Origin of the sequence: Billgrantia zhangzhouensis, assembly GCF_021404465.1 — a bacterium.
In the GTDB taxonomy this organism is placed as follows: Bacteria; Pseudomonadota; Gammaproteobacteria; order Pseudomonadales; family Halomonadaceae; genus Halomonas; species Halomonas zhangzhouensis.
On sequence record NZ_JABFTT010000009.1, the window covers coordinates 136,711 to 163,064 of the forward strand.

The 26,354-nt window shown below is 62.8% G+C and carries 31 protein-coding genes; 19 read left to right on the plus strand and 12 right to left on the minus strand.

Features of this window, described 5'->3' with window-relative positions:
• Positions 1–10: 10 nt before the first annotated feature.
• On the minus strand, positions 11–922 hold the full coding sequence (locus HOP51_RS13060; RefSeq protein WP_234274337.1) for a diacylglycerol/lipid kinase family protein: 912 nt from the start codon (positions 920–922) through the stop codon (positions 11–13).
• Between the two features lie 423 nt (positions 923–1,345).
• Here HOP51_RS13060 and HOP51_RS13065 point away from each other — a divergent pair, with 423 nt between their 5' ends.
• Both HOP51_RS13065 and HOP51_RS13070 read left to right on the plus strand, forming a co-directional pair.
• A complete protein-coding gene (locus tag HOP51_RS13065) occupies positions 1,346–2,482 on the plus strand; it encodes a zinc-binding dehydrogenase (RefSeq protein ID WP_234274418.1) in 1,137 nt (378 codons plus the stop codon).
• Complete coding sequence (locus tag HOP51_RS13070; RefSeq protein ID WP_234274338.1) at positions 2,479–3,555, plus strand: proline racemase family protein; 1,077 nt, start codon at positions 2,479–2,481, stop codon at positions 3,553–3,555. Before HOP51_RS13065 ends, HOP51_RS13070 begins: the two co-directional genes overlap by 4 nt.
• Here the strand turns inward: HOP51_RS13070 and HOP51_RS13075 are convergent.
• Complete coding sequence (locus HOP51_RS13075; RefSeq protein ID WP_234274339.1) at positions 3,527–4,531, minus strand: ion transporter; 1,005 nt, start codon at positions 4,529–4,531, stop codon at positions 3,527–3,529. The two genes, HOP51_RS13070 and HOP51_RS13075, sit on opposite strands and share 29 nt — an antisense overlap.
• Positions 4,532–4,589: 58 nt before the next feature.
• Entirely contained in the window at positions 4,590–5,003 is a 414-nt protein-coding gene (gene arfB, locus HOP51_RS13080) for an alternative ribosome rescue aminoacyl-tRNA hydrolase ArfB (RefSeq protein ID WP_234274340.1), read from the minus strand.
• A gap of 139 nt (positions 5,004–5,142) precedes the next feature.
• Here arfB and HOP51_RS13085 point away from each other — a divergent pair, with 139 nt between their 5' ends.
• Positions 5,143–5,775, plus strand: coding sequence for an SDR family oxidoreductase (locus HOP51_RS13085; RefSeq protein WP_234274341.1), 633 nt, complete (start codon positions 5,143–5,145; stop codon positions 5,773–5,775).
• Positions 5,776–5,788: 13 nt separating this feature from the next.
• Here the strand turns inward: HOP51_RS13085 and HOP51_RS13090 are convergent, their stop codons facing one another.
• A complete protein-coding gene (locus HOP51_RS13090; RefSeq protein WP_234274342.1) occupies positions 5,789–6,682 on the minus strand; it encodes a LysR family transcriptional regulator in 894 nt (297 codons plus the stop codon).
• Positions 6,683–6,811: 129 nt separating this feature from the next.
• Between HOP51_RS13090 and blaOXA the strand changes: the two genes are divergently transcribed.
• Positions 6,812–7,633 (plus strand): class D beta-lactamase, encoded by an 822-nt coding sequence (gene blaOXA, locus HOP51_RS13095; RefSeq protein WP_267957733.1) that lies wholly within the window; start codon positions 6,812–6,814, stop codon positions 7,631–7,633.
• 50 nt (positions 7,634–7,683) lie between these two features.
• Here blaOXA and HOP51_RS13100 read toward each other — a convergent pair whose 3' ends face one another.
• Entirely contained in the window at positions 7,684–8,451 is a 768-nt protein-coding gene (locus HOP51_RS13100) for a DUF1499 domain-containing protein (RefSeq protein WP_234274343.1), read from the minus strand.
• Positions 8,452–8,676: 225 nt separating this feature from the next.
• Between HOP51_RS13100 and HOP51_RS13105 the strand changes: the two genes are divergently transcribed.
• The 5 genes from HOP51_RS13105 to HOP51_RS13125 all read left to right on the plus strand — a co-directional run bounded on the left by HOP51_RS13105 (position 8,677) and on the right by HOP51_RS13125 (position 12,750).
• Positions 8,677–9,153 carry a DUF3618 domain-containing protein gene (locus HOP51_RS13105; protein ID WP_234274344.1) on the plus strand — a complete coding sequence of 159 codons (477 nt, stop codon included), beginning with the start codon at positions 8,677–8,679 and terminating at the stop codon, positions 9,151–9,153.
• Positions 9,154–9,278: 125 nt separating this feature from the next.
• On the plus strand, positions 9,279–10,172 hold the full coding sequence (locus HOP51_RS13110; RefSeq protein WP_234274345.1) for a PRC-barrel domain-containing protein: 894 nt from the start codon (positions 9,279–9,281) through the stop codon (positions 10,170–10,172).
• Positions 10,173–10,306: 134 nt separating this feature from the next.
• The gene (locus HOP51_RS13115; RefSeq protein WP_234274346.1) at positions 10,307–10,900 is read left to right on the plus strand and encodes a PRC-barrel domain-containing protein; all 594 of its coding nucleotides are present in this window, start codon (positions 10,307–10,309) and stop codon (positions 10,898–10,900) included.
• 156 nt (positions 10,901–11,056) lie between these two features.
• Complete coding sequence (locus HOP51_RS13120) at positions 11,057–12,349, plus strand: M20/M25/M40 family metallo-hydrolase (RefSeq protein WP_234274347.1); 1,293 nt, start codon at positions 11,057–11,059, stop codon at positions 12,347–12,349.
• A gap of 56 nt (positions 12,350–12,405) precedes the next feature.
• Positions 12,406–12,750 (plus strand): hypothetical protein, encoded by a 345-nt coding sequence (locus tag HOP51_RS13125; protein ID WP_234274348.1) that lies wholly within the window; start codon positions 12,406–12,408, stop codon positions 12,748–12,750.
• Here HOP51_RS13125 and HOP51_RS13130 read toward each other — a convergent pair.
• Positions 12,745–12,957: a DUF3820 family protein gene (locus HOP51_RS13130; protein ID WP_234274349.1), complete on the minus strand. Its 213-nt coding sequence runs from the start codon at positions 12,955–12,957 to the stop codon at positions 12,745–12,747. The genes HOP51_RS13125 and HOP51_RS13130 overlap by 6 nt on opposite strands.
• A 278-nt stretch (positions 12,958–13,235) precedes the next feature.
• Here HOP51_RS13130 and HOP51_RS13135 point away from each other — a divergent pair, with 278 nt between their 5' ends.
• From HOP51_RS13135 to HOP51_RS13145, 3 genes are read left to right on the plus strand one after another with little or no spacing between them, the layout of a single operon-like run.
• Positions 13,236–14,024: an endonuclease/exonuclease/phosphatase family protein gene (locus HOP51_RS13135; RefSeq protein WP_234274350.1), complete on the plus strand. Its 789-nt coding sequence runs from the start codon at positions 13,236–13,238 to the stop codon at positions 14,022–14,024.
• Positions 14,021–15,232 (plus strand): cardiolipin synthase ClsB, encoded by a 1,212-nt coding sequence (gene clsB, locus HOP51_RS13140; protein WP_234274351.1) that lies wholly within the window; start codon positions 14,021–14,023, stop codon positions 15,230–15,232. Before HOP51_RS13135 ends, clsB begins: the two co-directional genes overlap by 4 nt.
• Positions 15,233–15,245: 13 nt before the next feature.
• Positions 15,246–16,226: a lysylphosphatidylglycerol synthase domain-containing protein gene (locus HOP51_RS13145; protein ID WP_234274352.1), complete on the plus strand. Its 981-nt coding sequence runs from the start codon at positions 15,246–15,248 to the stop codon at positions 16,224–16,226.
• A 19-nt stretch (positions 16,227–16,245) separates the two neighbouring features.
• Here HOP51_RS13145 and HOP51_RS13150 read toward each other — a convergent pair whose 3' ends face one another.
• Complete coding sequence (locus HOP51_RS13150) at positions 16,246–16,578, minus strand: antibiotic biosynthesis monooxygenase family protein (RefSeq protein WP_234274353.1); 333 nt, start codon at positions 16,576–16,578, stop codon at positions 16,246–16,248.
• 206 nt (positions 16,579–16,784) lie between these two features.
• On the opposite strand from HOP51_RS13150, the gene HOP51_RS13155 reads away from it, so the two are divergent.
• From HOP51_RS13155 to HOP51_RS13170, 4 genes are all read left to right on the plus strand, one after another.
• Positions 16,785–17,072, plus strand: a complete 288-nt coding sequence (locus HOP51_RS13155; protein ID WP_234274354.1) for a helix-turn-helix domain-containing protein — start codon at positions 16,785–16,787, stop codon at positions 17,070–17,072.
• Between the two features lie 14 nt (positions 17,073–17,086).
• Complete coding sequence (locus HOP51_RS13160) at positions 17,087–18,673, plus strand: type II toxin-antitoxin system HipA family toxin (protein WP_234274355.1); 1,587 nt, start codon at positions 17,087–17,089, stop codon at positions 18,671–18,673.
• Between the two features lie 125 nt (positions 18,674–18,798).
• Positions 18,799–19,668, plus strand: coding sequence for a DUF1835 domain-containing protein (locus tag HOP51_RS13165; RefSeq protein ID WP_234274419.1), 870 nt, complete (start codon positions 18,799–18,801; stop codon positions 19,666–19,668).
• Between the two features lie 132 nt (positions 19,669–19,800).
• A complete protein-coding gene (locus tag HOP51_RS13170) occupies positions 19,801–20,646 on the plus strand; it encodes an EamA family transporter (protein ID WP_234274356.1) in 846 nt (281 codons plus the stop codon).
• A 43-nt stretch (positions 20,647–20,689) separates the two neighbouring features.
• Here HOP51_RS13170 and HOP51_RS13175 read toward each other — a convergent pair whose 3' ends face one another.
• The 4 genes from HOP51_RS13175 to HOP51_RS13190 all read right to left on the minus strand — a co-directional run bounded on the left by HOP51_RS13175 (position 20,690) and on the right by HOP51_RS13190 (position 23,285).
• Positions 20,690–21,103 (minus strand): VOC family protein, encoded by a 414-nt coding sequence (locus tag HOP51_RS13175; protein ID WP_234274357.1) that lies wholly within the window; start codon positions 21,101–21,103, stop codon positions 20,690–20,692.
• A gap of 92 nt (positions 21,104–21,195) precedes the next feature.
• The gene (locus HOP51_RS13180; RefSeq protein WP_234274358.1) at positions 21,196–21,720 is read right to left on the minus strand and encodes a YgjV family protein; all 525 of its coding nucleotides are present in this window, start codon (positions 21,718–21,720) and stop codon (positions 21,196–21,198) included.
• A gap of 69 nt (positions 21,721–21,789) precedes the next feature.
• Entirely contained in the window at positions 21,790–22,257 is a 468-nt protein-coding gene (gene bfr, locus HOP51_RS13185) for a bacterioferritin (protein WP_159554424.1), read from the minus strand.
• Positions 22,258–22,457: 200 nt separating this feature from the next.
• Complete coding sequence (locus HOP51_RS13190; protein ID WP_234274359.1) at positions 22,458–23,285, minus strand: SDR family oxidoreductase; 828 nt, start codon at positions 23,283–23,285, stop codon at positions 22,458–22,460.
• Between the two features lie 120 nt (positions 23,286–23,405).
• On the opposite strand from HOP51_RS13190, the gene HOP51_RS13195 reads away from it, so the two are divergent.
• The 3 genes from HOP51_RS13195 to HOP51_RS13205 all read left to right on the plus strand — a co-directional run bounded on the left by HOP51_RS13195 (position 23,406) and on the right by HOP51_RS13205 (position 25,917).
• Complete coding sequence (locus HOP51_RS13195) at positions 23,406–24,338, plus strand: LysR family transcriptional regulator (protein WP_234274360.1); 933 nt, start codon at positions 23,406–23,408, stop codon at positions 24,336–24,338.
• 79 nt (positions 24,339–24,417) lie between these two features.
• The gene (locus HOP51_RS13200) at positions 24,418–25,248 is read left to right on the plus strand and encodes an AraC family transcriptional regulator (protein ID WP_234274361.1); all 831 of its coding nucleotides are present in this window, start codon (positions 24,418–24,420) and stop codon (positions 25,246–25,248) included.
• A 57-nt stretch (positions 25,249–25,305) separates the two neighbouring features.
• Positions 25,306–25,917 (plus strand): LysE family translocator, encoded by a 612-nt coding sequence (locus tag HOP51_RS13205; protein ID WP_234274362.1) that lies wholly within the window; start codon positions 25,306–25,308, stop codon positions 25,915–25,917.
• Between the two features lie 21 nt (positions 25,918–25,938).
• On the opposite strand, the gene HOP51_RS13210 is transcribed toward HOP51_RS13205, so the two are convergent.
• A complete protein-coding gene (locus HOP51_RS13210; RefSeq protein ID WP_234274363.1) occupies positions 25,939–26,331 on the minus strand; it encodes a GFA family protein in 393 nt (130 codons plus the stop codon).
• Positions 26,332–26,354 lie beyond the last annotated feature (23 nt).

A 26,354-nucleotide genomic window follows, 5' to 3' on the forward strand; every position in this document is an offset into this window, starting at 1 on the left:
CTTCCGACCCTCATGACGCCTCGCGAATCTCGCCTGCCAGGGCGCTGTCGTGGTCACCCACCACGCCCTGGCAGGCGACCTCCAGCACGGCGCGCCGGGTAAAGGCCGAAACGTCGGCCATACGTCCCATGGTTTCGCCATCGGCGGTGAGTGTACGCGCATGGCGCAGCTGCACGTGGCACTGGGGCGAGCGCAGGTGAACCACGGTGTCGTCGCCTTTGGGTGGATGCCCCAGCAGGCGCGTGGAGAGATAAGAGAGCAGCAGACGAAACCAGGCGCGTTGCCGTACCGCCACGATGTCCAGTTGGCCGTCGTCGATACGCGCACCCGCGATACCGTGACCGCCACCGAAATAGGCCCCCGAAGCGATGGCAATGGTCAGCCAGCGTCCCTCGACGGTCTGGTCGTCGCCCTCTATGCGCCCGTGAAAGCTTCGCTGTACGCCGAGCTTTCTGGCCAGGGTGATGAGATAACTGAAGCGTCCCAGCAGTTTCTTCTCACGTGAGGAGGCCTCTCGGGCGGGCAGGGTGCCGAGCCCGATGTGGGCAACGTTGAGATAGAGCTGGCCGTTGATCCAGGCCACGTCGACCCTGGCCGTGTGCGCTCCGAGTGCCACCCGGCATACGTCCACGGGGTCGTCGGGCAGCCTCAGGTTGCGGGCGAAGTCGTTGGCCGTGCCCGAGGGCAGTACGCCTAGCACGGCTCTGCGCTCGACGCAGAGCGCCGCGGCGCAGTTCACCGAGCCATCGCCACCGGCAACCAGTAGCCGGTCGCCGGGTTCGACCTGTCGATACCAATCGGTTTCGATGATATCTCGCACCTGTAGGCTATCGAGGCCTGCGGCGAGCAGATGCTCGCGCCAGAAAGTGGTATCGTGACTGCCGTCGCCGGCAGCGGTGTTGGCCATTAGCCAGTAGTTCATGGTGTCTCCTTCACCTGAACCTTCTCCTGATAACAAGGATAGCGAGCTAGCGGACGCATCGCTCGTGTCATTTGCCACCGAAAGCAGAGGACGGCGGTACAAGAAAGAATCCCCAGTCGCAGCCGCCTAAAACAGAAAAAATACCCAACCATCAACGGTATGCAGCCATTGTGCGGGCATGTTTCAATCTGTGGCATATCGACACGCCAGACAGGCTGCCCCCACCTCGATCGTTCTCCCGCATCCATGACGACACTCGGTCGGCGCATTGCGCGCTGGCTCTTTGGCATGTCGCTGCCTGGAATCGCCGAGCCAATGGGGAAGCGGAGAGTCGCTCGGCCGGGTGTGGAAAACTGATCGCATCAAGACGCTGCCAGGAGGACCATCGTGCCCACAGAGAACGTACCGACCATTCCGGCCACCATGAACGCCATGGTCCTGACCGGCCACGGCGGGATCGACAAGTTGGTGTATCGCACCGATGTCGTCACGCCCCGCCCGGGGCCGGGCGAAGTGCTGGTGCAGGTCACCGCCACGGCCAAGAACAACACCGACCGCAAGGCCCGCGAGGGTCTCTATCCGACCAAGGACAAGGGTGAGGTAACCTCATTCGCCATGGGCGGCGAGCCGACCCTGACCTTTCCGCGCATCCAGGGCGCCGACGTGGCCGGGCGCGTGGTGGCGGTGGGCGAGGGCGTGGATGCCTCGCGCATCGGCGAGCGCGGCCTGCTCGACTTCAACCTCTACGCCGACGTGCGGCGCGACATCAACCTGACGCCGGACTACTACGGCCACGGCGCCGATGGCGGCTACGCCGAATACATCGCCGTGCCGTCGGATCAGTTCCATCACGTGGCCAATCCGGAACTCGCCGACGCCGAGCTGGCGGCGATGGGTATGTGCTCCTACCAGACCGGCTACCACATGATGACTTCGGCCAGGGTCGCGGCGGGCGAACGGGTGTTGGTCAGTGGCGCCAGCGGAGGCGTGGGTGCTGCGCTGATCCAGATGTGCCGCATCGTCGGGGCGATTCCCTACGCCGTGAGCCAGCCCGACAAGGCCGAGGCGCTGCTGGCGCTGGGCGCCGAGGCGGTGATCGACCGCGGCGATCTCTCCACCTTCGTCGAGCGTGTGCTCGAGGCCACCGGCGGGGCGCCCATCGATGCGGTGATGGACCTGGTCGGCGGTGAAATGACCGACTTGTTCATCGACACCATGATCGGCGACATGAAGGCGCGCAGCACGTATCCGCGGCTTTCCATCGCCGGGGCCAGCGGCGGCAATCTCAGCGAGATCATGTGGACCCGCATCTACCTCTACCAGGTGCAGATCTTCGGCGTTTCCCACGGTACCCGCGAGGAGGCCGAGCAGCTCGTCGAGTGGATTCGTACGGGCCAGCTCAAGCCGGTGCTGCACGCCGCGTTCAAGCTCTCCGAGCTGCACGAGGCGGAGCGCTACTTCGTCAACCGCGGCAGCAACTACCTGGGCAAGATCGTCATTGTGCCTGATTCCCAGTGGGCCGAGCATGGCGCGCCCTTCGCTCTCAAGGAAAACGTATGAGCCACGAACTCACGCTGCAACTGCTCGACACCCATGCCGGCGGCGACGTCAGCCGCATTGTGATCGGCGGCATCGATCCGCTGCCCGGCGACACCGTGCGCCAGCAGATGGAGTACTTGGAAAACGACGCCGACGGCCTGCGCAAGCTGCTGCTGAACGAGCCCTATGGCATCCCCGAGATGTCGGTGGACCTGATCGTGCCGGCCTGTGATCCCCAGGCACAGATGGGCTACATCATCATGGAAGTGATGGGCTACCCGGTCTATTCGGGCTCCAACACCATCTGTACCGCCACGGCGCTGCTCGAAACCGGGCTGATTCCCAAGCGCGAGGGTATCCAGCACTTCACGCTGGAATCCCCGGCCGGTCTGGTGCAGATCGAGGCGCGGGTCGAGAACGGGGTGGTCGAGGCGATCACCTGCGGCGGGCTGCCCAGCTACATCGACACCCACCGGGCGCAGATCCACGTGCCCGGGGTAGGCGACGTGACCTACAGCATCGCCTACAGCGGGGGGTTCTATGCCCTGGTGGACGCGGCCGAACTCGGCTTTGCGCTCAAGCGCGAGGAGGAGCGCGCCCTGGCCGAGTGCGCGCATCGCATCGTCGAAGCGATCCAGGCCCACAGTGGCTTCTCCCACTACACCCTGGGTGACGTCGGGCCGCTGCCGTTCCTGCATTTCATGGGGCCGGTGGAACAGATAGCCGACGACTTCTACCGCTCACGCTCGACCACCTACGTGCATCCCGGCGTGATCTGCCGCAGCACCACCGGTACCGGTACCTCGGCGCGGCTGGCGCTGATGCACTATGAGGGCACCATCAAGCCCGGTGACAAGTTGGAGACCGTATCCCTGCGCGAGACGGGCTTCATCGGCGAAGTCGTCGCGGTGCGCGAGGCCGGCGGCAAGCATCAGGTGGTGGAGAACACCATCACCGGTAAGAGCTATGTGCTGGCGCGTTCGGAGATCGTGGTCAACTGCGACGGCCCGATGGTGGATTGTGGCGGCGTGCACCACATTCTCAGTGATCGCCATCCCGTGACGGTCAATCGTAGCGACGCCGCCACTGCTTGACGGCGATCTGTTCCTTCATCAGTTCGAGCATGTCGACGAGCACCTGTTCGGTTACCCGATCGGTGTGCTCATCGACTTGCAGCCAGGTATCGAAGCCGCTGTCGGCCAGGTGTTCCACCAGTGCGGTGAACTCTGGCGAACGCAGCCCCTCCAGTGCTTCGTGGACTAGGCGGCAGGCCAGATCCGAGAGGCTCGACTGCATGCTGCGGGCAACGGCATCGCCCATCGGCAGCCTGCGCAGGCGGCGTATCTCCTGGCTCTCCGCCACGGTGCGGCTTACCAGTGCGCTGACGTAGCGCATCGTCTCCTCGCGGTTGCGCGCATATGCGTTACCAGCCATCTCCTCCAGCCGTCGGGTGAGTTCGTGGATCAGCTGCTGCTTGCGCGGCATCACCACCCGGTCGATGACCCGCGTCGATAGCGAATCGCTGGAAAGGATCTGCTCCTGCATGTTGCCCAGCAGGCGGATCGCCACCCGGTCCGAGAGCTCTTCGAAGAAGATCTCGTAATACTTGGCGTAGACGGCATAGAGCCGCCAGCGGCGCACGTCGATCAGGCCCAGGCGATGCAGGCGGGTGAGCAGCGAGATGACGCGCAGGATGCGCAGCAGGCGAAAGCCGCCCACCGGGATGCAGCCAAGCACGTCGTACCAATGCACGAAGGGATAGAAGAACCAGCGATGATAGCGTCGCTCGGCGATGGCCGCCGCCCAGCCCAGCAGCACGTCGAGCACGAACACCGCCACGAATATCAGGTCGATCTCGATGAAATTGGCGTGGACGTGACGGTCGTAGACGCCATGCAAGCCCGGAGCGAGGGCGGCGAAGGCGTCGTTGAGCGGGCCGAGCAGGAATAGCGCGTCGAACAGCAGCAGCGCCAGGTTGGCTACCACCAGCACCAGGATCAGTAGATCCCATACCAGATGCAGGCGCTCCAGCGCCGGGCTTAGCGGGCGCGAGACTCTTCTCGACGGCATGGGGGCTCCTTGGCTCGAAGAACGCAACGTCGCGTTAAGCCTAGCAGCCGCCAGTAAATTAGAGTTTGGGCTTGCTGCGCAACGCCTTGGTCTGCCCCTTCTTCGTCTTCCGATCCATGCGCTTCTGCTTCGAGGCGCGGGTCGGTTTGGTCGGCTTGCGTGCCTTGTGCGTCTTCACCGCCTCCTGGATCAGCGCCTTGAGACGCTCCAGGGCATCCTCGCGGTTCTGTTCGAAGGTGCGGTGGTTCTGGGCCTTGATCACCACCACGCCCTCCTTGGTGATACGGCTGTCGGAAAGCGCGAGCAGGCGCTCCTTATAGAAGGGCGGCAGGCTGGAGCGGGGGATGTCGAAGCGCAGGTGTACTGCGGAGGCCACCTTGTTGACGTTCTGGCCGCCCGCACCCTGGGCGCGTATCTGGCTGATCTCGATCTCGTGGTCGGCCAGATCCACGCTATTGGAGAGTCGCAGCATGTCGGCCTCTTGCGTACGGGTTGAGTCGTCGAGCAGCAACAAAGGCTAGCACAACCGCTACAGTCCTTGCCTGGCGGCCCTTCATGGCGTGAGTTAGGCTAGCTCGGGTCATCCACGAAAGCTGACGGCGGAGGAGCGCATGACCACGCTGGTGATCGGTGCCAACGGCCAGATCGGCCGTCAATTCTGCGAGCTGGCCGCGGCGGCGGATTTGCCCATTCGGGCCATGATCCGCAACGTGGCGCAGCAGCCCTGGTTCAAAGAGAGAAGTATCGAGACCGTCATCGCCGATCTCGAAAGTGAGCTTGACGGCGCCTTCGACGGCTGCGACCAGGTCATTTTTACGGCCGGCTCCGGACCGCACACCGGTCTCGACAAGACACTGCTGATCGACCTCCATGGCGCCATCCGCGCCGCTGATCTGGCCACCGAACGCGCCCTGTCGCGCTTCATCATGGTCAGTGCCATGCGCGCCGAGCGCCCGTTGGAGGCACCCGAGAAGCTGCGACCCTATATGGCGGCCAAACATGCCGCCGATGCCCATCTGCGTGTCGCCCCGGTGCCTCACGTGATTCTCAAGCCGGGACGGTTGATCGATGAGTCCGCTACCCAGCGCGTTGCCATCTCGCTGGAGGAAACCGGCGGTGAGAACAGCGTCTCACGAGCCAATGTCGCTCATGCCCTGCTGCATCTGGCCCAGGCACGCGATCTGCTGAATCGGGAGTTCGTGCTGCTCGACGGCGAGCGACCCATTGCCGAGGCGCTGAGCTGAGCGAGGCAGCCTCTCAGGCTTCGTGGCCATAGGCCAGGCGCACTTCGTCGAGCAGCCACGCCTCGAAAGCCTCCATGGCGCCGCTAGGCGGTCTCGACTTGAGCCGGGTGAGCCAGTAGCTGCCGAGTGCCGCATGAATGTCGAAGGGCTGCACCACCTGGGCACTGCTCAACTGGCGAGCGAACATGCGCGGCGGGGCGAGAGCCACGCCCACGCCCTGGACCGCGGCCTCCATCATGGCCAATGAGGAGTCGAAGGTGACGCCGTGGGTACGCGCCGGAGGGCGTGACACACCGGCGGCGGTGAACCAGTGCGTCCATTCGTTCTCGCGATAGGAGCGCAGCAGGGCGTGACGGGTCAGGTCCGCCGGCGCCCCGAGGGACTGGGCGAGACGCGGCGTACACAGCGGGGAGAGCGGCGCATCGAAGAGCCGCCGTGCCTCGAGCCCATGCCAGGCGCCGTCACCGAAGCGAATGGCGTAATCCAACCCCTCGAGTGTCATGTCGACCCGGTTGTTGTGGGTCGACAGGCGTACCTCGATCAGTGGGTGGCCGGCCTGAAAGCGTGCCAGGCGTGGCAGCAGCCAGCCCACGGCAAACGTACCTACGGCCCCGATGTTGAGAATATCACGTACCTTGCCGCCTTCGAGCCGCTCCAGCATGTCCGCCATGCGATCGAAGGACTCTCGCGTCACCGGCAGCAGCGCCTCGCCCTCGGCGGTGATCATCAGGCCGCGGGGCAGGCGTTTGAACAGCGCCACGCCTAGCCGTTCCTCCAGCAGCTTGACCTGATGGCTGACTGCCGCCTGGGTCACGTTCAGCTCGTCGGCGGCGCGGGTGAAGCTCAAGTGGCGGGCCGAGGCCTCGAAGGCTCGCAGGGCATTGAGTGGCAGGTAAGGTCTCGTCATAAGCCCAAGCTCAGTTTATGGCTCCTGCAAGATATCATGGTTTGTCGACCGGGGCGTCATCCCGCTAACCTGCCATCCGATGCGTCGCCAACCCCTTAAATAGCTGAAGCATGACAAGTGGATGGAGCCATGACCCTGAAAACGATACCCATAAAATCATTGGTGGCCGGAGCCTTGCTGCTGGCACTAACGCCCTTGAGCGCCGTCGCCGAAACCTGGCAGGAACGCGCCGACTGGCATGAGATCTTCCGTGCCAACGAGGCTAGCGGCACGCTGCTGGTGGTCGACAAGCGCGATGGTGCCGCCACCGCGCTGGTGTACGACGGCGAACGTGCCCGACAACGCTTCGTGCCCGCCTCCACCTTCAAGATACCGCACACCCTATTCGCCCTGAATGCCGGCGTGGTGGAGGACGAATTCCAGGTCTTTGCCTGGGACGGCGTCGAGCGGGATGTCCCGCAGTGGAACGCCGATCATGACCTGCGTTCGGGCATGCGCCTTTCGGTGGTATGGCTATACCAGCTCTTCGCCCGTGAGCTGGGCGAGGAGCGCGAGCGCGATTACCTAGAGATGATCGCCTACGGCAACGCTGACGTCGGCGATCGGTTGGAGCACTTCTGGCTGGAAGAAGGCATGCTGGAAATCTCCGCGGAAGAACAGATCGAATTCCTCGAGCGGCTCTATCGCAATGAGCTGCCGTTCGACGAGGCGGACCAGCGGCTGGTAAAGGACCTGATGATCGTCGGCGCAGGAAATGACTGGATCCTGCGTGGCAAGACCGGCTGGACCGGCCAGCTTGGCTGGTGGGTGGGCTGGGTGGAGCGCCCCAGCGGCCCGGTGTTCTTCGCCCTCAACATGGAAACGCCCAACCGCATGGCTGACCTGCCCAAGCGCCAGGGCATCGTCGCCGAGGCGCTGCGCACCATCGAGGCGTTGCCTGCCGAGAACTGATGCCGCAATACCGGAGACCGCTCCGCGCCGCCGCGGGGCGGCTTCCAGGCTCAATCGAGGCGTCGTTCGATGGCCTCGAAATAGTCTCGGATGCGGGCCGCATTGGCGCCCATGTCACCTCGGCCCAGCCGCGAAGCCGAGCGTACATCGATACGCACGCCCTCGCCGGTTTCGGTCAGGCGGATCGACACGTCGTCCTTGAAGCCGAACCAGGTGGTAGTGTCGGTGGCCTCGAGCCGGGTCAGCGAGTTGTCGGCAATCTCCCAGCCCAGGTCCAGCACTGCAGCTTCGGCGACGTCACGTGCCAGGCCCAGCGGTAGCTCGAGCACCAGCGGCTCGATATCGGGATAGGCCTCGTGTTGCTGGCGGGCGAAAGCCTCGCCGGGATACTCCACTGCGTTGGGAGCCGCTTCGCGGGCCGCAGCCAGCGCCTCGAAGGCAGGCGGGTTCTCGGTATCGGTGGTGATGTCGTGTATCGGTGGTGCCGTCTGGGCACGCTGCCAGTGCAGCCACGGCATGGCGAGCATGATGGCGGCGGCGGCCACCACCAGGCCGCCGAGCAGCGCCGGCTGCAGACGACGGCAGAAGGTGGAGACAAGCAGTGCCAGCAATCCCACGGCTGCGGCGCCGGCCGTGATCTGGATACCGCGCCGCAGCATGCCGAAGGCGCTGCCCAGTGGCAGCAGGTCCAGGCGATAGGCCGGGCCGGCACCCGCCAGCAGCAGGGCGGCCAACAGCAGCAAGAGTACGCTGAGCCAGGCGATGCGCGCTGGCCAGCGGCCTCCGCGAAGGCGACGCTGACGATTCAGAGCGGACATGGATCCCTCGGCTAGCCATGAGTCGTACCTCTTAGCATATCCGGCCAAGCGCGAGCGTGCCGAATCCGTTTTCTGTCGCTGTCTGCGTGTTTCGCGCCGATGGAGCGTCTTTCTTTCCTAGGCTACCAGACGCTCGACCGGGTGGCGGCTTGACGAAGTTCCGCTCCCGGGCCAGCTTGTGATGACAAGGGAAGTCAACGAAACGGTGAAGCCAAGGAGGCCGACATGAGCCGTTATCATCAACACCGGGCCGATGAACTCGAGATCGATATTCGTCAGACCCGAGCCCAGCTCGACGACACGCTGCACGCTCTAGAAAGCCGGCTCTCGCCTACGCAGCTCAAGCACAGCATTTCGCAGTATCTGCCCAGAAAAAATGGTATCGCGGCCGGCTTTCTCAGTAGCTTGGAACATTCGATTCGCAAGCACCCCGCCCCCGCGCTGATGACCGGCATCGGCTTGGGTTGGCTGGTCGTTTCTCAACTGCGCGCTTCGCGCCGCGACGCTCGGCCGCACGATTCCCGCCGGCCGGGCGCGACGCTTTCTGCCCGACAGCAAGCGCCGCAGTGCATGATCGCCACCCATCTGGGCACCCAGCAGGGGCGGACAATGGACTCGGCGCATCGGCCGGATGTGATCGGCGTGGCTACGCACTTGGGGACCGGTCAGGGCTGGCGCGGCTACGTGCACCCAGCGCAGTGAGATGGCGTTGCACGATCATGACATAGGATTCCTGATGATAACGTTTTGTTTCTTTGTGTTACTGGAGGCTCGGGATCGGCACTGCCTATCTTGACCAAATAGGATCCACCCAAGGAGGACGTGCCATGCAAAGGGCACTATTGGCGATTGTCATCGGCGCCATCTCCGCCGGACTGGCCGGCGGAACTCTGGCACAGGACACCGAGGCTCAGCTCAACGAAGACGCTGCGGTGAGCGAAGAGCAGGCTGTCGAGACCCAGGAGTCTCAGGCTGAAACCGAGCGCCCGGAGGAAGCGCAGGACACTGCCGCCGAAGAGCAGGACGCACAGACCGATGAATCGGCCAGCGAAGAAGCATTGCCCGAGACAGGCGATAATGCCGAGGACTATCAGGAAGTGGGTGAGGCTGAAGGCGCAACCGACGATCAGGCTGAGGACAGTGCCCAGGAGAGTGCCGCCGACCAGGAGGCGAATGGTGGCGAAGAGGAGGCTGGCGATCCCGCCTCGGTTGAAGAGCAGGAGACCACCGGCGACACGGAAATGCAGACCGATCCCGGGGAACAGGCGACCTCTGCCGAGCCCTCCGCAGAACAGGCCGAGCAGGCTCCCCAGGGTGAGCAGGAACAGCAGGGCGGACAGGCCGACACCGAGTCGGGTTTCGAGGAAATGGGGCCGACAGGTGTGTCGCTGGATCCCTCGATTGCCTCTCTGCAAGTCAGCGAGGTCGAAGGCATGACCATCGTCAACGCCGAGGGAGAAACACTGGGCCAGGTCGAGAACGTGCTGCGCCACGACGATGCCGGCGACCTGCATGCTATCGTCTCGGTGGGCGGTTTCTGGATCTTCGGCGGTTCCGACGTTGCCCTGCCGTTGGCCGACATGCGGCTCGAAGGCGAGCAACTGGTGTTGCAGGACATCATCGGCCAGGACGAGCTCGATGAACTTGCGACCGACTACGACGAGGACCGCTACAGCGAAGTGGATGGCGGCATGACCCTGTCCGAGGCGATGGGACGCTAAGGGGGAAACCTGGCGCCATCCCAAACGAAGTGCTTACGTTTCGTTGCCAATGGTTTCCCTAATTTTCTTTTGGCCGCTAGCGTAAGCGCTATTTTCAAAAGGTGGGTACCGAGTCAACTCTAGGAGGGAGTGCAATGAAAAGGACCTTGCTGGCCATCATGATCGGCGCCATTTCAACCGGTCTTGCCGGTGGCGCCCTGGCCCAGGACAACGCTGAAGAAGAGAACGGGCTCAATGGCGATGCCGCCATTGGCGAAGAGCAATCCACCATGGGCGATACCGGCGCCGAACCGATGGATGAGGGTGACGAGCCGACGGACGAGGGTGCCATGGGCACCGACGACGCTGGCATGGACGAGGGCGGTGCCGATGCCACTGCCACCGGCAGCCAGCTCGACGATTCGCTGCGCGACATGCAGGTCAGCGAGATCGAGGGCATGACCGTGGTCAATCTCGAGGACGAGGAGATCGGCGACGTGCAGAGCGTGGTGAGAGACAACGACACCGGCGACTTGCACGTGGTTGTCAGCGTGGGTGGCCTCTGGGGCATGGGTGGTACCGACATCACCTTGCCGCTGGCGGAAATGCAGCTTCAGGACGACCAACTGGTGATCCAGGAGAGCTATGGCGAAGAAGAACTCGAGGAGTCCGCCGAGGAGTATGACGAGGAGCGTTACAGCGAACTGGACGATAATGAAATGACCCTGGGCGATGCCTGGGGGCAATAAGCCCCTCCAATCCTAGCTGGCTGGATCGATCGTAAGGGCAAGGCCATATGGCCTTGCCCTTTTCATTGGGTCGATACCTGCGCCCGCTCGTCCTACCATCTGGCAGACTACGCTGTAGGCGTATCCCAAGGATTCGAGACAAGGAAGCGACACGACATGAGCGAGACGAACAAGCCCTGGGCCGATCCCATGCCGGAACGGCAGTTCACCCTGATGCGGCGTATTCTGGATGCGCCCAGCCCCGTGGGGCTGGAAGGCGCGATGACCTATGGCGTGCTCAAACCCCATTTCGAGAGCTTCGCGCCAAAGGACTGGCACATGCACCAGTACAAGGGACACGCCGGGGTGGTGTGGGACACCCACCCGGGCCGCGATGACCTGTTCAAGGTGATGATCATCGGCCACGCCGACAAGATCCGCATGCAAGTGCGCAGCATCGGCGACGACGGCAAGATCTGGATCAATACCGACGCCTTCCTGCCCAACGTGCTGATCGGCCACGAGGTCAAGCTGTTTAGCGAGGATCCCAAGGCTCCGGGGCGCTACCGGATCATCCTGGGCGGCACGGTGGAGGCGCTGGGTGCCATCCACTTCTCCGACGCCGCGCAGCGTGAGGGCAGCAAGGGCATCAAGAAGGAGCAGATCTACCTCGACCTGCAGATCCACGGCGAGAACAAGAAGCAGCAGGTGCTCAACCTGGGCGTGCGCCCTGGGGATTCGATCATCTTCGACCGTCCCATCCGTCACGGCTTCGGCCCCAACACCTTCTACGGTGCCTACCTGGACAACGGGCTCGGCTGCTTCGTTACCGCCGAAGTGGCACGGCTGATCGCCGAAGCGGGCGGCACCGAGAAGGTGCGCCTACTGTTCGCCATCGCCAGCTACGAGGAGATCGGCCGCTTCGGCAGCCGTGTACTGGCCGGAGAGCTCAAGCCCGATGTGGTGATCGGTGTCGACGTGAACCACGACTACGTGGCCGCACCCGGCATCGGCGAACGGCGCATGCAGCCACTGGAAATGGGCAAGGGCTTCACCATGTCGGTGGGGGCGATCGCCAGCGAGCAGCTCAACCGCATCATCGAAACCACGGCCCGTGAGCATGGCATTCCCATGCAGCGTGACATCGTCGGCGCCGACACCGGCACCGACGGCATGGCCGGCGTGCTCGCCGCGGTGGACTGCGCCGCCACCTCCATCGGTTTCCCCATCCGCAACATGCACACCATCTCGGAGACCGGCAACACCCAAGACGTGCTGGCTGCCATTCACGTGCTCACCCGCACGCTCCAGGCGCTGGATGTCCTGCCCGACCCACATCGCGAATTCCTCGACAACCACCCGCGGCTCGACCAGGCCGAACGCCTGACGCACCAAGGCTCGGACAAGCCTGAAGAAAGCGCAGGCGACAAGCGCCGGGATCGAGGCCATCAACAGAAGCATCCCTCATGAGAACAGTGGCGGGAGCGACTGCTCCCGCCTTGGTTCACGCCATGGAGAGTGTCGTCATGCTGGCTACCCAGACTCGCCGCCTGCTCGAAGCGGCGCCAGCTTCGGCGCTGCCGCTGACCTACCAGAAGCTCGCCGAGGCGCTGGGGCTCACCCCGCCGCGTACCATCCAGCGCGTGGCCCAGGCGCTCGAAATGCTGATGCGCGAGGATGGCGAGTGGGATCGGCCGTTCATTGCCGCATTGGTGGTCAGCCGACGTGATGGGTTGCCGGCCCAGGGCTTCTTCGAGCTGGCCGTGGCGCTGGGTCGTTTCCCCGCCGATCCGGACCGGCATGTCGAAGCTTATCGCGAGGAGTTCCGCCGGGCACTGGCTGAGCGGCCTTGCGCTGACCCGGGCTCATGATCGGCGCAGCGGATCGAGCAGGACGCCCAGTCCGTTGTGGTCGATTTCGTGCATCAAATGCAAAAGTTCACCGATCTCACCGGGCGGAAAACCCTCGCGGGCGAACCAGTTGAGATAAGGGCCAGGCAAGTCGGCGATCAGCCAGCCTTCGTACTTACCGAAAGGCATCTTTCGCGTGACCAGCTTTTCCAGGTCTTTGGGCTGCACTTCGTTCTCCTCCGTTCTGCGCTACGCTGCTGCGTATCCCACCAGCAACCCCGCTCCCGGGCAAGCAGGCGATCTCCTGTCTGGCGGCAACACACAACCGGTGAGGCATTGAATCGTCTTCGCTTGTCGCGTAGGGCTCGTGGCGTCCTGTCGTCAGTTGCCTGTTTGCGCTACCTCAAGGCTGCCTGTGAAGCAGGCACCTTCATCCACTGCTAAGCTTTCTTTTGATTGGGTGGCCGGAGGTGCCTTGTCTAAATCGTGGGAAAGGGATATCGGCAGTGAGTGTGACGGAACGGAAGCCGCAACAGGAACTGCAACAGGCAGTGACCGTAGCGTCTCTGCAGGTCATGACGATCAACGTGCACAAGGGCTTCAACGTGTTCAATCGTCGTCATATCCTGCCGGAACTGCGTGACGCCGTGACCACGCTCTCCGCCGACATGGTGTTCCTCCAGGAGGTGCACGGCGAGCATAAGAAACACCCCCTACGCTACCGCGACTGGCCGGATGTGCCTCAGTACGAATACCTGGCCGATACCATGTGGCCGGAATTCGCCTATGGTCGCAACGCCGTCTACCCCCATGGTGACCATGGCAATGCACTGTTGTCCCGCTACCCGATCCTTCAGTACGAGAACAGGGATGTTTCCATCCGCGGCACCGAAAGACGCGGGCTTCTTCACTGCCAGTTGGCGGTTCCCGGACAGCCTACGGTGCATGCGATCTGCGTTCATCTTGGGCTGCGCCACAAGCATCGCCTGCAACAGCTCAAATTGCTGTGCGAGCTATTGGACACGGTACCCGAGGATAAAGCGGTCATCGTTGCGGGAGACTTCAACGACTGGCAGTTGAAAGCCGACAGGGTGCTGGCCGAATGTGGGCTGCATGAAGCATTCGTGCACTGTCATGGACGACCGGCGAAAACGTTCCCGGCGCACTGGCCGTTGTTGCGCCTCGACCGTATCTACGTGCGCAATGCCGTATGTCGCAATCCCCGCGCGCTTCATCGCAAACCGTGGTCGCATCTCTCCGATCATGTTCCCCTCATTGCAGAGATAGGCTTGTGAAATTCCAGTGGAAGGAAGGCAACGACGCCGAATTGCTGATTAATGGCAGCGAGTACTTTCCTGATGTGTTCGAGGCGATTCGCTCGGCGCGTCGGGAAATCCTGATCGAGACCTTCATCATCTTCGATGACGAGGTCGGCCAGGCGCTGAAGGAGGCCCTGCTCGAAGCCGCGGCGCGGCAGGTGCGCATCGAAGTCACGGTGGACGGCTACGGCACGGCGGACCTGGGGGATGAATACGTCGCCGAGCTGACCGAGGCCGGAGTACACATGCATATCTACGACCCACAACCCCGTCGCCTCGGCGTGCGCACTAACCTGTTCCGCCGCTTGCACCGCAAGATCGTGGTGGTGGACGGAGAGGTGGCCTACATCAGCGGGATCAACTTCGGCTGGGATCACCTGCCCGAGGCATACGCCATGGGCAAGCAGGACTACGGCATTCGCGTGCGGGGGCCAATCGTCGAGGACATCCGCCGCACCGCCAGGGCGCTGCTGCTGGAGCACCAGGCCGTGCGGGGGTTGCCGGAAACCTTGGCGGAAACGCCATCGGCGGGTCAGGCTGCCATGCGTATGGCCATCCGCGACAATCGCCGACACCGCACCGACATCGAAGATCACTATCTACAGGCGATTCGTACGGCCAGGTCGCGGCTGGTGATCGCCAATGCCTATTTCTTTCCCAGCTACCGTATCTGGCGTGAGCTGCGCAATGCGGCCCGGCGGGGTGTCGAGGTGGTGCTGATCCTGCAGGGCCGGCCCGATATGCCCTGGGCCAGGATGTTCTCCAGCTCGCTGTACAGCTACCTGCTCAAAGACGGCATCCATATCTACGAATACAAGGAGCGGCCCCTTCACGCCAAGATTGCCGTCGCCGATGACGAATGGGCCACGGTAGGGTCGAGCAATCTCGATCCGCTCAGCCTCTCGCTGAACTTGGAAGCCAACCTGTTCATTCGCGATGCCACGCTCAATCGCAAGATCCACGACCATCTGATGGGGCTGATCGAGAACAGTTGCCACATGGTCACTCCCGAAGCGGCGGAAAGGGGGCGCTGGTGGCGGGCTCCGCTGATGTTCGTGAGCTACCATTTCCTGCGCCACTTCCCGGTCAGCGTGGGTTGGCAACCGGGTCACACCCCGAAGCTCAAGCCGCTGACACCAACCCCTCAGGCCCAGAAGCAGGACAACGAACAGGAACTGCACTGAAGCAAGGATGCCTATGAACGCTTCCGCAACGCACAGGTCCCGCTCACGCCAACGCTGGCTCGGCTGGGCGAAGCGCATCGTCACCCTGATGTTCTTCGTGCTAGTGGTCGTGCTGCTGTTCTCGCTCATCAGAAACGTCGACTGGCCGGCGGTGGCCGAGACCCTAAGAGGCTACAGCCTGCTGACTCTGGCGGGCGGGTTGGTCATTGCCGTCGCTAGTTATGTCGCGTTCAGCAGCTACGACCTGCTGGGCAAGAGGTACACCGGGCACGAGTTGTCGGCCCGGCAAGTCATCGAGGTTGCCTTCGTCTGTTACGCCTTCAACCTCAACCTGGGCGCTTGGGTCGGCAGCCTGGCCATGCGCTACCGGCTTTACACCCGCCTGGACCTTGGGGTGGGCACCGTGACCCGCGTGCTCAGCATCAGCCTGATCGCCAACTGGCTGGGCTACATGCTCCTCGCCGGTACCATTTTCTCATTTCGCCTGCTCGAGCTGCCGCGTGCGTGGGAGATCGGCGCCACGGGCCTTCAAATCATCGGCTTTGGGTTGCTGGGCGCCTCGTTGGTCTACCTGCTCGCCTGTCGCTTCTCCAAGCGACGCGTATGGCATGTGCGAGGCCACGAGATCGTCCTGCCCCCGCTCAAGCTGGCGCTGATGCAAGCAGCGCTGGGGGCGGCGAACTGGTCGCTGATGGCCACGCTGATCTACCTGCTGCTGCCGGAGGAGATGTTCTTTCCCAGCGTTCTCGGCATCCTGCTGATCAGTGCCATCGCCGGGGTGATCACCCACATACCTGCCGGCCTCGGCGTGCTGGAAGCGGTCTTTCTTGCCCTGCTCCAGCATCGCCTTGCAACGAGCGAGATCCTTGCCGCGCTGATCGGCTACCGCGCCCTCTACTTCCTGCTGCCGCTGGCGGTGGCTTTCCTGATGTTCCTGGTGCTGGAACGGCGGGGGAGGAAGCGCAAGCGGACCGAGAGGGGCAGCGATAGATAGCCGGATGCACGGGCAGGAGTCAGCGTTGGCTGGCGTCACTTACCGTCTGAATGACCTCGAAGCCTTCGAATTTCGGCGGACCCAGGTACAGCCCCTCGCGACGGCTCTGGCCGGCATTGGCATGCGCCTTGCGGAATACCTTGGAGTGGGTCCAGGCCTCGAAATCCTCGCGCGAGCGCCACCCGGTATGCGAGGCGTAGAGCATGTGATCCTCCTCTTCCGGGCCCCGCAGCATGTGGAACTCGACGAAGCCGGGCAGCCCCTGCAGATGGGGCTCGCGCTCCAGCCAGATCTGCTCGAACTCCTCCACCCTCTCGGGGTTGACCCGGAAACGGTTCATGGCAATGAACACCGCGACCCTCCTTGGATGTGGTGGCGATGGCCTGGAGAGTGACGACACCTTGCCCGTGGCGGGGCAAGGTGGGGTGAGGGCTGGAAAGGGGGCGTGATGAGGCGAGATGATTTTCTGGTAGCTAGCAGTGCTAATAGCGACTACTATGCAACATATACGGTGCTTTTCTAGGGTGAATGCAACACATATGATGCCATGGTGATGTCGTGAGTCTTCTGGATCAATACCGCAAGCGACGGCTGTCTCTTCAGCTTACTCAGCAAGAACTGGCTAGCCGAACCGGTATGGTGCGGCAGCAGTACCAGCGTCTGGAGCGTGGTGGCAACCCTCGCTTGGACACACTCGAGTTGGCTGCAGATGGGCTCAATGCCAGGCTTATGCTGATCCCGCTGGAAAAGTGGCATGCAGTCCAAGCGCTGCTGAAAGGCGAGCCCGGCGAGCCCGCAGACCTCGATGCCGACCCCTGGCAGGGCCTGTTGGGTGATGATGAGTGATAAGGCAAAGCGCAATGACAGATGATGCGGTCGAAATGCTCCGCCTCGAGCTGCACGGTAGCCGGGTGGGCTACTTGGCCGGCTACCGTAGTGGTCGTAATATCATGGTGTTCGACGAGGCCTGGCGGTTTGATGCCTCGCGCCCTACGCTGTCGCTGACGTTGCACCCCGAGTTCCCCCGTGCCGGTGAGCTGATGCAGGCACCGTGGATCCGACAGCAGCGCTTGCATCCCTGGTTCTCCAACTTATTGCCGGAAGGGGGGCTACGCGACTGGCTAGCCCAGCGTCTCAAGGTACATCCGGATAACGAATTCCCCTTATTGGCGAGCCTGGGTCATGACCTGCCCGGTGCTCTGCAAGTTTCACCAGTGGCTCCTGACGAGATGCCGGATTGGGTGCTCAGCCATCGGCGCAGCGTTACGCCGGTGCGCCAGGTGGCCGAAGTGGGAGGCGGTTTCTCGCTTGCTGGTGTGCAGATGAAGTTCTCGATGCGTGAACGTGACGGGCGTTTCCACTTCGGCCATGCCGATGAACTCGGCGATTGGATCGTCAAGACGCCTTCGACTCGCCATTCTCATATGCCGGAAAACGAAGCCACTGCGATGTGGCTGGCCCAGAGCGCTGGCGTCGAAATACCAGAAATTCGTTTGATTTCGTTAAGTGCTCTTGAAGGTCTTCCAGCGATCAACCTACCGGAGGAGCAGGTCGCTTACGCCATTCGACGCTTCGATCGAGGTGGTGAGCGTCGCATTCACGCTGAGGACATGGCTCAGGTCCTGTTTCGCTATCCCCACGAGAAATACGACGGCCCCAACTATGAGCGACTGGGGCGTCTGCTGCGTGAATACACCGATGATGGCTTGGCTAACGCACAGGCCTTCGCTCGTCGTCTGTTAGTGGACATTCTGCTCGCCAATGGCGATGCACATCTCAAGAACTGGAGCCTGCTCTACCCGGATCAGCGTACGCCGCGTCTGGCTCCTGCCTATGATGTCGTCACCACGCTGGCTTACCTTGAGGGAGATCATCAGCTAGCGCTCAACTTGAATGGGAAGAAGGACTGGTATCGGTTGGGCGAGGAGGATTTTCGCCGTTGGTCCGAAAAAGCTGGCATTACCTGGTCCGCCATCCGCACGGTACTCGACTCGACGACACTATTGAGCGCGCCCGCACTCAGTGGCCGGGTCAACTGGAGCAGATGCCCATGGCCGAGGTACACAAGGACATTCTCCGGCGGCACTGGCGCAGCCTGGCGCCAGAATGGCGAATCGTGGCTCAGCGGTAAGCGGGACCAATTGACACTTCCACGCATCCGCGCGAGGCTAAGGAGAGCGCCGCAAGGCGTCCCCGTCCGCGGAAAGGGCTGCGCCCAACGCTCACATCGCCGATACCATACGACTCCCGGCCTGCCCGGCGGACACAGGCGGATGGAGGGAATCGTATGTCATCGCTCCCCCGGCGCGACGCTACGTCGCACGGCCGTTTCAATCTCGAACAGCAACGCAAACGCGCCAAGGAGCTGCTCAAGGCTGCCCGTACCGACGACCCGGCCGCTCTGGCACGCATTCTTCGGCACATCCTACCGCGCGAGACGCCGCTGAAGCTCGCCGACACTCAGCTCGTCATTGCCCGTGAATGCGGCTTTTCAAGCTGGCCGAAGCTCAAGTCACATATCGAAGCGCTCGACTTTTCTCGGCGCAAGATAGCCGAGCGCGGCGACCGCGACATGGCCACGCTGCACATTCGCTGCGGCTCGGATATCGAATACAGCCTGCGCACCGTCGGCTTCGAGGGCGACTTCCTCGAGTTCTCCGATCCGTTCTGCATCGGCCCATTGTGCGACCTGCCACCCGAGGAACTCATGCGGCTGCGTGCCAGTTTCCTGGCAAAAGTTTCCGGCATGGCCGAGCGTGATGCCTTGGCCCGGCTGCGCAAGGGCTACGAAGCTTTGGAGGAACTCGAAGGTTATGAACGGCTGGTACTGTGGTTCGAACATGACAGCTACGACCAACTGATTCTCGCCTACCTGCTTCACCGTCTGCATGAGAACCCGCCCAGGGCGCGGGTCGAACTGGTGGCGGTGGAATCGGTGCCGGGTGTGGCGCGCTTCATCGGCCTTGGCCAGCTCGCCCCGGACCTGCTCGCTTGGTTGTGGCACCAGCGTCGCCCCGTCGAGGCGCCACTGCTCAAGCTGGGCACTCAGGTGTGGCAGGCACTTACCGCCGACGATCCCGAGCCGCTGAAAGCGCTCGCGGTCACCGGCATGCCGCCACTTCCGATGATGGGCCGCGCGCTGGTCCGCTACCTGCAGGAACGACCCGCAGTGGATACTGGCCTTGGCCTGACCGAGCGACTGACGCTCGAGATCGTGCACGACCACGGCCCGCTGCCAGTGGGCAAGGCGTTCTCTTACCTGATGCGCGAGTACGAGCCGCTGCCCTACCTGGGCGATCTGATGTTCTGGTGGCTTCTCCAGCCGCTGATTTGCGAGCCAGAGCCGCTTCTCGCCATCAGCGAAACCCACCGGGAGTGGCCCCATCGCCAACTTGCCCTGACTGAGCGAGGGCTGACCGCACTTAGCACAGTCACCTGCTAAGCTGTTGGAAGCCAAGAAAACAGCTAATGGCTATATATTTAATAACTACATCTCCTTACGGCGATGTGCCTCGGGGAGAACGACTAGGTTGGTGGGTATGAGAATTTTCCCAATGCCTATGAACGGTGATAAATGAGCCTGGAAATTACCCTGATCGTCTTACTTGCTGCAATTTTCAATGCAAGTTGGAATGCAATCGTCAAAGTGGGTGGCGACAGAATTGCAGTCATGGCAGTTATCACACTATGCGGAAGCCTTGTTTCAGCGTGTGCGTTGCCTTTCGTGCCGTTCCCTCATGCTTCCAGTTGGCCTCTTCTGGCTCTAGCCATCCTGATTCATACGGCGTATCACTTCTGTCTGCCCATTGCCTACCACTATGGTGACTTCGGTCAGGTCTATCCTATCGCTCGCGGGTCGGCGCCCTTACTCGTTACCCTAGGGGCCGCCGTGTTTGCTGGCGAAGTGCTGAGCTTTCTTCCGCTGCTTGGGGTGCTCTTCCTGTCGGTTGGCGTGATGTCACTAGCGTTCGACACCAGAACCGGCGTTACCAGAAATCCTCGGGCTATTCTGCTGGCCCTCGGTACCGGCGCTTTTATCGCTTCCTATACACTGGTGGGCGGTTTGGGGGCGCGGCAAGCTGGCTCGGCGCTAGGTTTTGCAGTGTGCTTGACGATCGGCAACGGCTTGCTGACGTTTCTGATCGCCCTCACTTGGAAGTTCAAGGCAATAAAAAGCATCGCCTACGGCAACCTAATCCCCGCAGCCATTGGCGGTGGGATGCAAGTCGGCGCGTACTGGATCGTTATTTGGGCAATGGCTTATGCTCCACTCGGCATGGTGTCGTCTCTGCGTGAAACCAGCGTGCTGTTTGCAGCTCTGATTTCCACTTTCATCCTGAAAGAGGGCTTCGGCGTTTGGCGATTCATCTCGTCTGGGCTGATCGCATGCGGTATCGCACTGACTCGCTACAAGCCATAGCGGCATAAGGCGGCCAATGGCCGCCATCCTTCAATGATACTGCTCACTCTGCAGTTGGGGGTATGGCCGCCGGGTCCATCCAGAATGACTCCCAGACGTGTCCATCGGGGTCCGCCAAGGCGCGACTGTACATGAAGCCATGATCCTGCCGCGGATTGATGTCAGCCGTGCCGCCATTGGTGCCGGCCGTCTCGATCATGGCATCCACCGCTGCGCGGCTCTCGCACGAGAGGGCCAGCATCACCTCGCTGGCGTCGGGCGGCGGAATCGGGCGGTCGGTGAAGGTGTGCCACTTGGCATGGGTGAGCAGCATTACGTGGATCGTTTCGCTCAGCACCATGCACGCTGCCGTTTCATCGGTAAAGTGCGGGTTGTTGGTAAAACCGAGCGCCTCGTAGAACGCCATCGACTTTTCGAGATCGGTAACGGGCAGGTTCACGAAGATCATGCGCGACATGGAAAGCTCCTTCTGTCTGGGAGAGGGGGAGTACTCTCCTGTATCGGATGGGCCGGGGCGGTTTCGACAGTCGGGCTGGAACTCGTTCGGCCTCAGCCCGCGCACTGCAACCGCGCGTCGCGCCGCAGGCGCAGCATGGTGATCACGTTGGTCAGGAAGATCAGGCTTTCGGCGATGGTGCCGCCGATGGAGCCTGCCAGCAGGTTGCTGGCCACCCAACACAACGCTGCCGCGGCCAGTGCGATGCGCATGGGAATGCCGCGTAGCATGAACATGCCGTAGGTGCCGAGCAGGCCAGCGGCCAGGGCGGGGATGTCCCGCGGGCCGCTCCAGGTCACTAGGGCGACCGCCACGGTGGCGAGCAGCATGGCCAGCATAACGGCACGGTTGCGAGGAAAACGGCGCACCAGGGCGATGCGCAGCACGATCAGTGCCGAGATGCCAGAGGCCACCCAGCTCTCGAACAGGGCGAACTGTGCCGCGAAGGCCACGTTGGCGAACAGCAGCAGGACGAACAGGCGGTCGTCGCGCTTGCTGGTGAAGGCCACCAGACACAGGGCCAGCGCCACTAGACTGACGCCCTGGCCCAGCAGCCACCGGAGTCCGATCTCGTCCATGCGCCATTCCGTTATCGAGCTAATGAGAACTCGAGCTTAGCATGGCGACATCGCCAGGGCGCCTCGGGCTTACATCTGCGAGAGCAGGTAGTTCGGTTTGCCCAACATCTTGATCAGTCGCAACTGCTGCTCGAGCCAGTAGGCATGATCTTCTTCGGTATCGGCCAGCAGTCCCAGCAGCACGTTGCGGGTCTGGAAGTCACGCTCCCGCTCACACAGGGCAATGGCTTCCTTCAGGGCGTCGCCCACCTCGTATTCGAGCTGCAGATCGTTGGCGAGCATCTCTTCTACATCCTGGCCGACGCGCACCGGGGTGCGGGTATGCATGTCGGGTTTTCCTTCTAGGAATAGGATACGCTCGATCAACTGCTTGGCATGGCCCTTCTCGTCGTCGAACTCGTGGGCGATGCGCTCATAAAGCTTGGTGAGCCCCCAATCGGCGTACATTTCGGAATGGATGAAGTACTGGTCCATGGCGGCGAGTTCTGCCGCCAGCAGGCCGTTCAAGGCGTCGATGATGTCTTGGTTGCCTTTCATGGGATCCCTGTATTAGCCGAGGATGGTGATCGGCTTATCCTAGGGCGAGCCGAAGGGCTGGTCAATTTTTTCCTTTAAATTCAGTTGCTTGATATTGTCTTCGCGTGCGATTCGCATTCGAGTTTTCATGCGGCCGCAAGGAACCGCCTCGGCGTGCTTGCCGAGGCGGCTCCTGAAGGGGCTCACGATATTGGCTCGAATCAATCGACATCGGCAGAAAAGGCCACGTCGCGCTGCGCCTCGAGCATGTGGAGGCGTTCTGCCAACGCCTGCTTGATGCCCGAATATGCCGTGCTGCCGAGTGCCAGTCGCAAGGGCGGCTTCGCCGCGTCAGCGGCGGCGATCATGGCCTCAACCGTCCTGGCGGCATCGCCCTTTATCTCGAAGCTGCCATCTGCAACGGCACGCCTGACTTCGCCCGCCGGCGTTGCGTCATAGACGCTCATCGGTGCTCCGCGCACGAGCCCTGCGGCGAATTCGGTCGCGGTGGGGCCGGGCTCGGCGATGATGAAGTCGATGCCGAACGGCGCCACGTCCTGTGCCGTCGCTTCGACGAAGCCCTCGATACCCCACTTGGTGGCGTGATAGAGCGAAAAGTTGGGGTAGGCCTTTTGACCGCCTTCGGAGGAGACCTGCACGATGCGTCCGCCGCCCTGGGCACGCAGGTGGGGCAGGGCCGCGCGGATCAACTGAATCGAGCCGGTGAGGTTGGTGGCGATCTGGTGGTCGATCTGCTCGTCACTGAGCTCTTCGGCGGCACCGAAGAGCCCGTAGCCGGCATTGGATACCACCACATCGATCCTGCCCATACGCTCGAAGGATTGATGGACGACCTCACGGATGCCCGCCACATCGGTCAGGTCGAGCTTCATCACCAGCAGGCGCTCGCCATGGGCTTGCTGCAACGCATCGAGCACACCGTCCCGGCGCAGCGTGGCGACTACGCGATCGCCACGCGCCAACAGGCGTTCCGTCATCAGCCGGCCGAGGCCTGAGGATGCCCCGGTGATCAACCATGTCTTGCTCATCGTTTCGTACCTTTCGTCGAGTGGATTGACAGCCTCATGTTGGCGCGCTCGATTGGAAGGCAGAAGTAGGCTACCGTGGCATGAACTCGTGAGTGGATTTCACCAGTGAGCACGCCAAGCATGAACAAGCCAACGCTGGCCGACCTGGAGGCCTTCGCGGCGGTGGCCGCCGAACGCAGCTTCCGGCGCGCGGCCGATGTCATCGGGGTCTCGCGCTCGGCGCTGAGCCACCGTATGCGGCATCTGGAAGAACAGCTCGGCGTGCGGCTGTTACATCGCACCACCCGCAGCGTTTCCCTCACCGATGCCGGTAGCCGGTTTCTGGCGCGTATCACACCGACCCTGGATGCGCTGAACGCCACGCTGGACACGCTCGCTGACGACCGTGGCGAACCCGGCGGTGTTCTGCGCATCAATGCCAGCAGGGCGGCGGCTCGGCTGCTGCTGGCCCACGTCGTGCCGGCTTATTTGCGCCGCTATCCGGCGGTGGAACTCGATCTCGTCAGTGAAGGGCGCCTCGTCGATATCGTCGAGCAGGGCTTCGATGCCGGGGTGAGGCTGGGCGAGGCGGTGCCCCAGGACATGATTGCGGTGAGGCTGGGCGGTGCCATACGCTTCCTGGCAGTGGCCTCGCCGGCATACCTGCACCGCTTCGGCATGCCCCGCGTGCCCGACGATCTGCACAAGCATTGCTGCATTCGCCAGCGGCTGCCCAGCGGCAAGCGCTACCGCTGGGAGTTCGAGCGGCGAGGACAAGAGATCGCCATCGACGTTCCCGGCGCGCTGACGCTTGACGACAACGAACTCATGCTCGAAGCGGCGGCCGCCGGCCTCGGCATTGCCTATGTTCCCGAGATCGTGGCCAGCGAGCGCCTCGCCACGGGCCAGCTCGTGGCGCTGCTCGAAGCCTGGAGCCCGCCATACCCCGGCTTGATGCTCTACTACCCTGGGCATCGCCACGTACCCGCGGCGCTGCGCGCCTTCATCGACCTGCTGAAGGCACCAGATGTTCAGGCTGGCATGGGTATGGCCCTGGCCGCCGATAAGCGCTAGCCATTTCCGCAATAATGTCCAAGCTCCCGTCCTGGGCTGGGCCTAAGCTATGTCATAGTGGCGTTCAGGGAGGTGTGGCATGGCCAAGCAATCCAGTCGGTTCGACTACTACAAAAGCCAGCAAATACCCGGAGTGACAGTGCTCCAGGCAGCGCTGAGCGACTTCAGCTACGACCGCCATGCACATGAAGAGTACGCTTTCGGCGTGACCCTTTCCGGCCGGCAGGATTTCTTCAGCGGCGGTGAATTTCACCGTAGCCCACCCGGCAACGTCATCCAGTTCAATCCGGACCAGGTGCACGACGGTCATCCGGGTGACGATACCACGCTGGGCTACGTGATGATCTATGTGCCCACCGCCCAGCTCGAGGCTTCGTTCGCCGATGCGGCAGGGTGCGAAAGTGCCGCTCGATTCCACGGCAGTGAAACCCTGCTGGACGACCCCGGCCTGCGTCACGCCATCCTCGATCTTGCTCAATTGACGGTTCACCGGCAGGGCACGCGTATCGACCAGGAGCACGCCCTGCACCGCATGGCGACCCGCCTGGTGCAGCGGGCCGGAAAGTTCCAGCCGGGCGGCAGGGTGAGCCGTCCCGATGCGCTGCTGCTGCGGGCCAAGGAGTACATCCTGGCGCATCTTGAGGCGAATCTCTCACTGGATGAGGTTAGCCAGGCCGCCCACCTTTCCAAATATCACTTCCTGCGACTGTTCCGGCAGCAGTTCGGCATCACGCCGCACCAGTACGTGTTGAGCTGCCGGGCCAATGCCGCGCGCCGCGCGTTGGAGGTCGGCGTGGCCCCCTCCGAGGCAGCCTTCCGCTACGGCTTCACCGACCTCAGCCACTTCAACCGCCGCTTCAAGCGCATCTACGGCAAGACGCCCTACCAGTACCAGCGGAGCGTCGTCTAGAAGCGCTGTACTCCCGCTCGCCCATCCACAACACACCCTCTATTTGGAGAGACTCCCATGGAGATCGTCGCCTATGCCTTGGGCGTCATGTACACGCCCGGGCCCGTGAACCTGCTTGGCCTGAACGCCGGTCTCAACGGTCAGGCCAAGACATCGCTTGGCTTCTTCGCCGGCGTGGGACTCGCCATGCTCACGCTATTCCTGCTGTTCGGTTGGGCCGGGGCGGCCTGGGTGCGCGGGGACATGCTCGCCGTGGTAGGCGCGGTGGGGTGCGGCTACATCTTGTACCTGGCGCTCAAGATCGCTCGCTCCAGCATCGATCTTGGTGCGGCAAAACACGTACCGCGCGTGCTGAGCTTCCGTGATGGTCTGATCATGCAGCTCTGCAATCCCAAGGCGATGATCGCAACCCTGCCGATCGCCACCATTCAGTTCCCCGCCGCCGGCATCCATGGCGTGAGCCTGCTGTTCTGGTCGCTTGGGCTGGCCGCGCTGGCCTTTGGTGCTCCCACCAGTTACGCGCTCATGGGCGCCGTGGTTGGCCAACGCCTCGCGAATCCCCGGTTGCTGAAGGGCTTCAGCCTCGCCATGGCGGCGCTGCTGGTATGGGTCGCCATCACCATCGGCTACGAGCACGTGTGGCTGCCGCTGGCCTCGGGCACTTTTTGAGAGACCCCTTTCGCCGCGCGGCTACTCCTCAATCCGCCCCGTGTCGTCACGATCACAGTCGTAGCGCTTCATGTGCGGAAACAGCGGCAGCCAGGCCTCGCGGCGCACGACCCAGCTTTCGTAGGTAGGCCTCAACTGGTCAGGGGTATCCAGGGTACCCAGGTGCACTTCGACTTCATTCCCGGTGCGGGCGAACACCGACGAGCCGCAGCGGGGGCAGAAGAAACGTCCGTGGTAATCGCGGGTTTCGCCTTTGATCGTTACCGCCTCCTGGGGGAACACCGCGGAGGCGTAGAAGAGCGCGCCATGGTGCTTGCGACAGTCCAGGCAGTGGCAGATGCCGACGCGGCAGGGGCGTCCCGATGCCACGACTCGAACGTTACCGCAAAGGCAACCGCCGGTGTATTGCTCCATGCTAGGCCTCCTTTGTATCGACT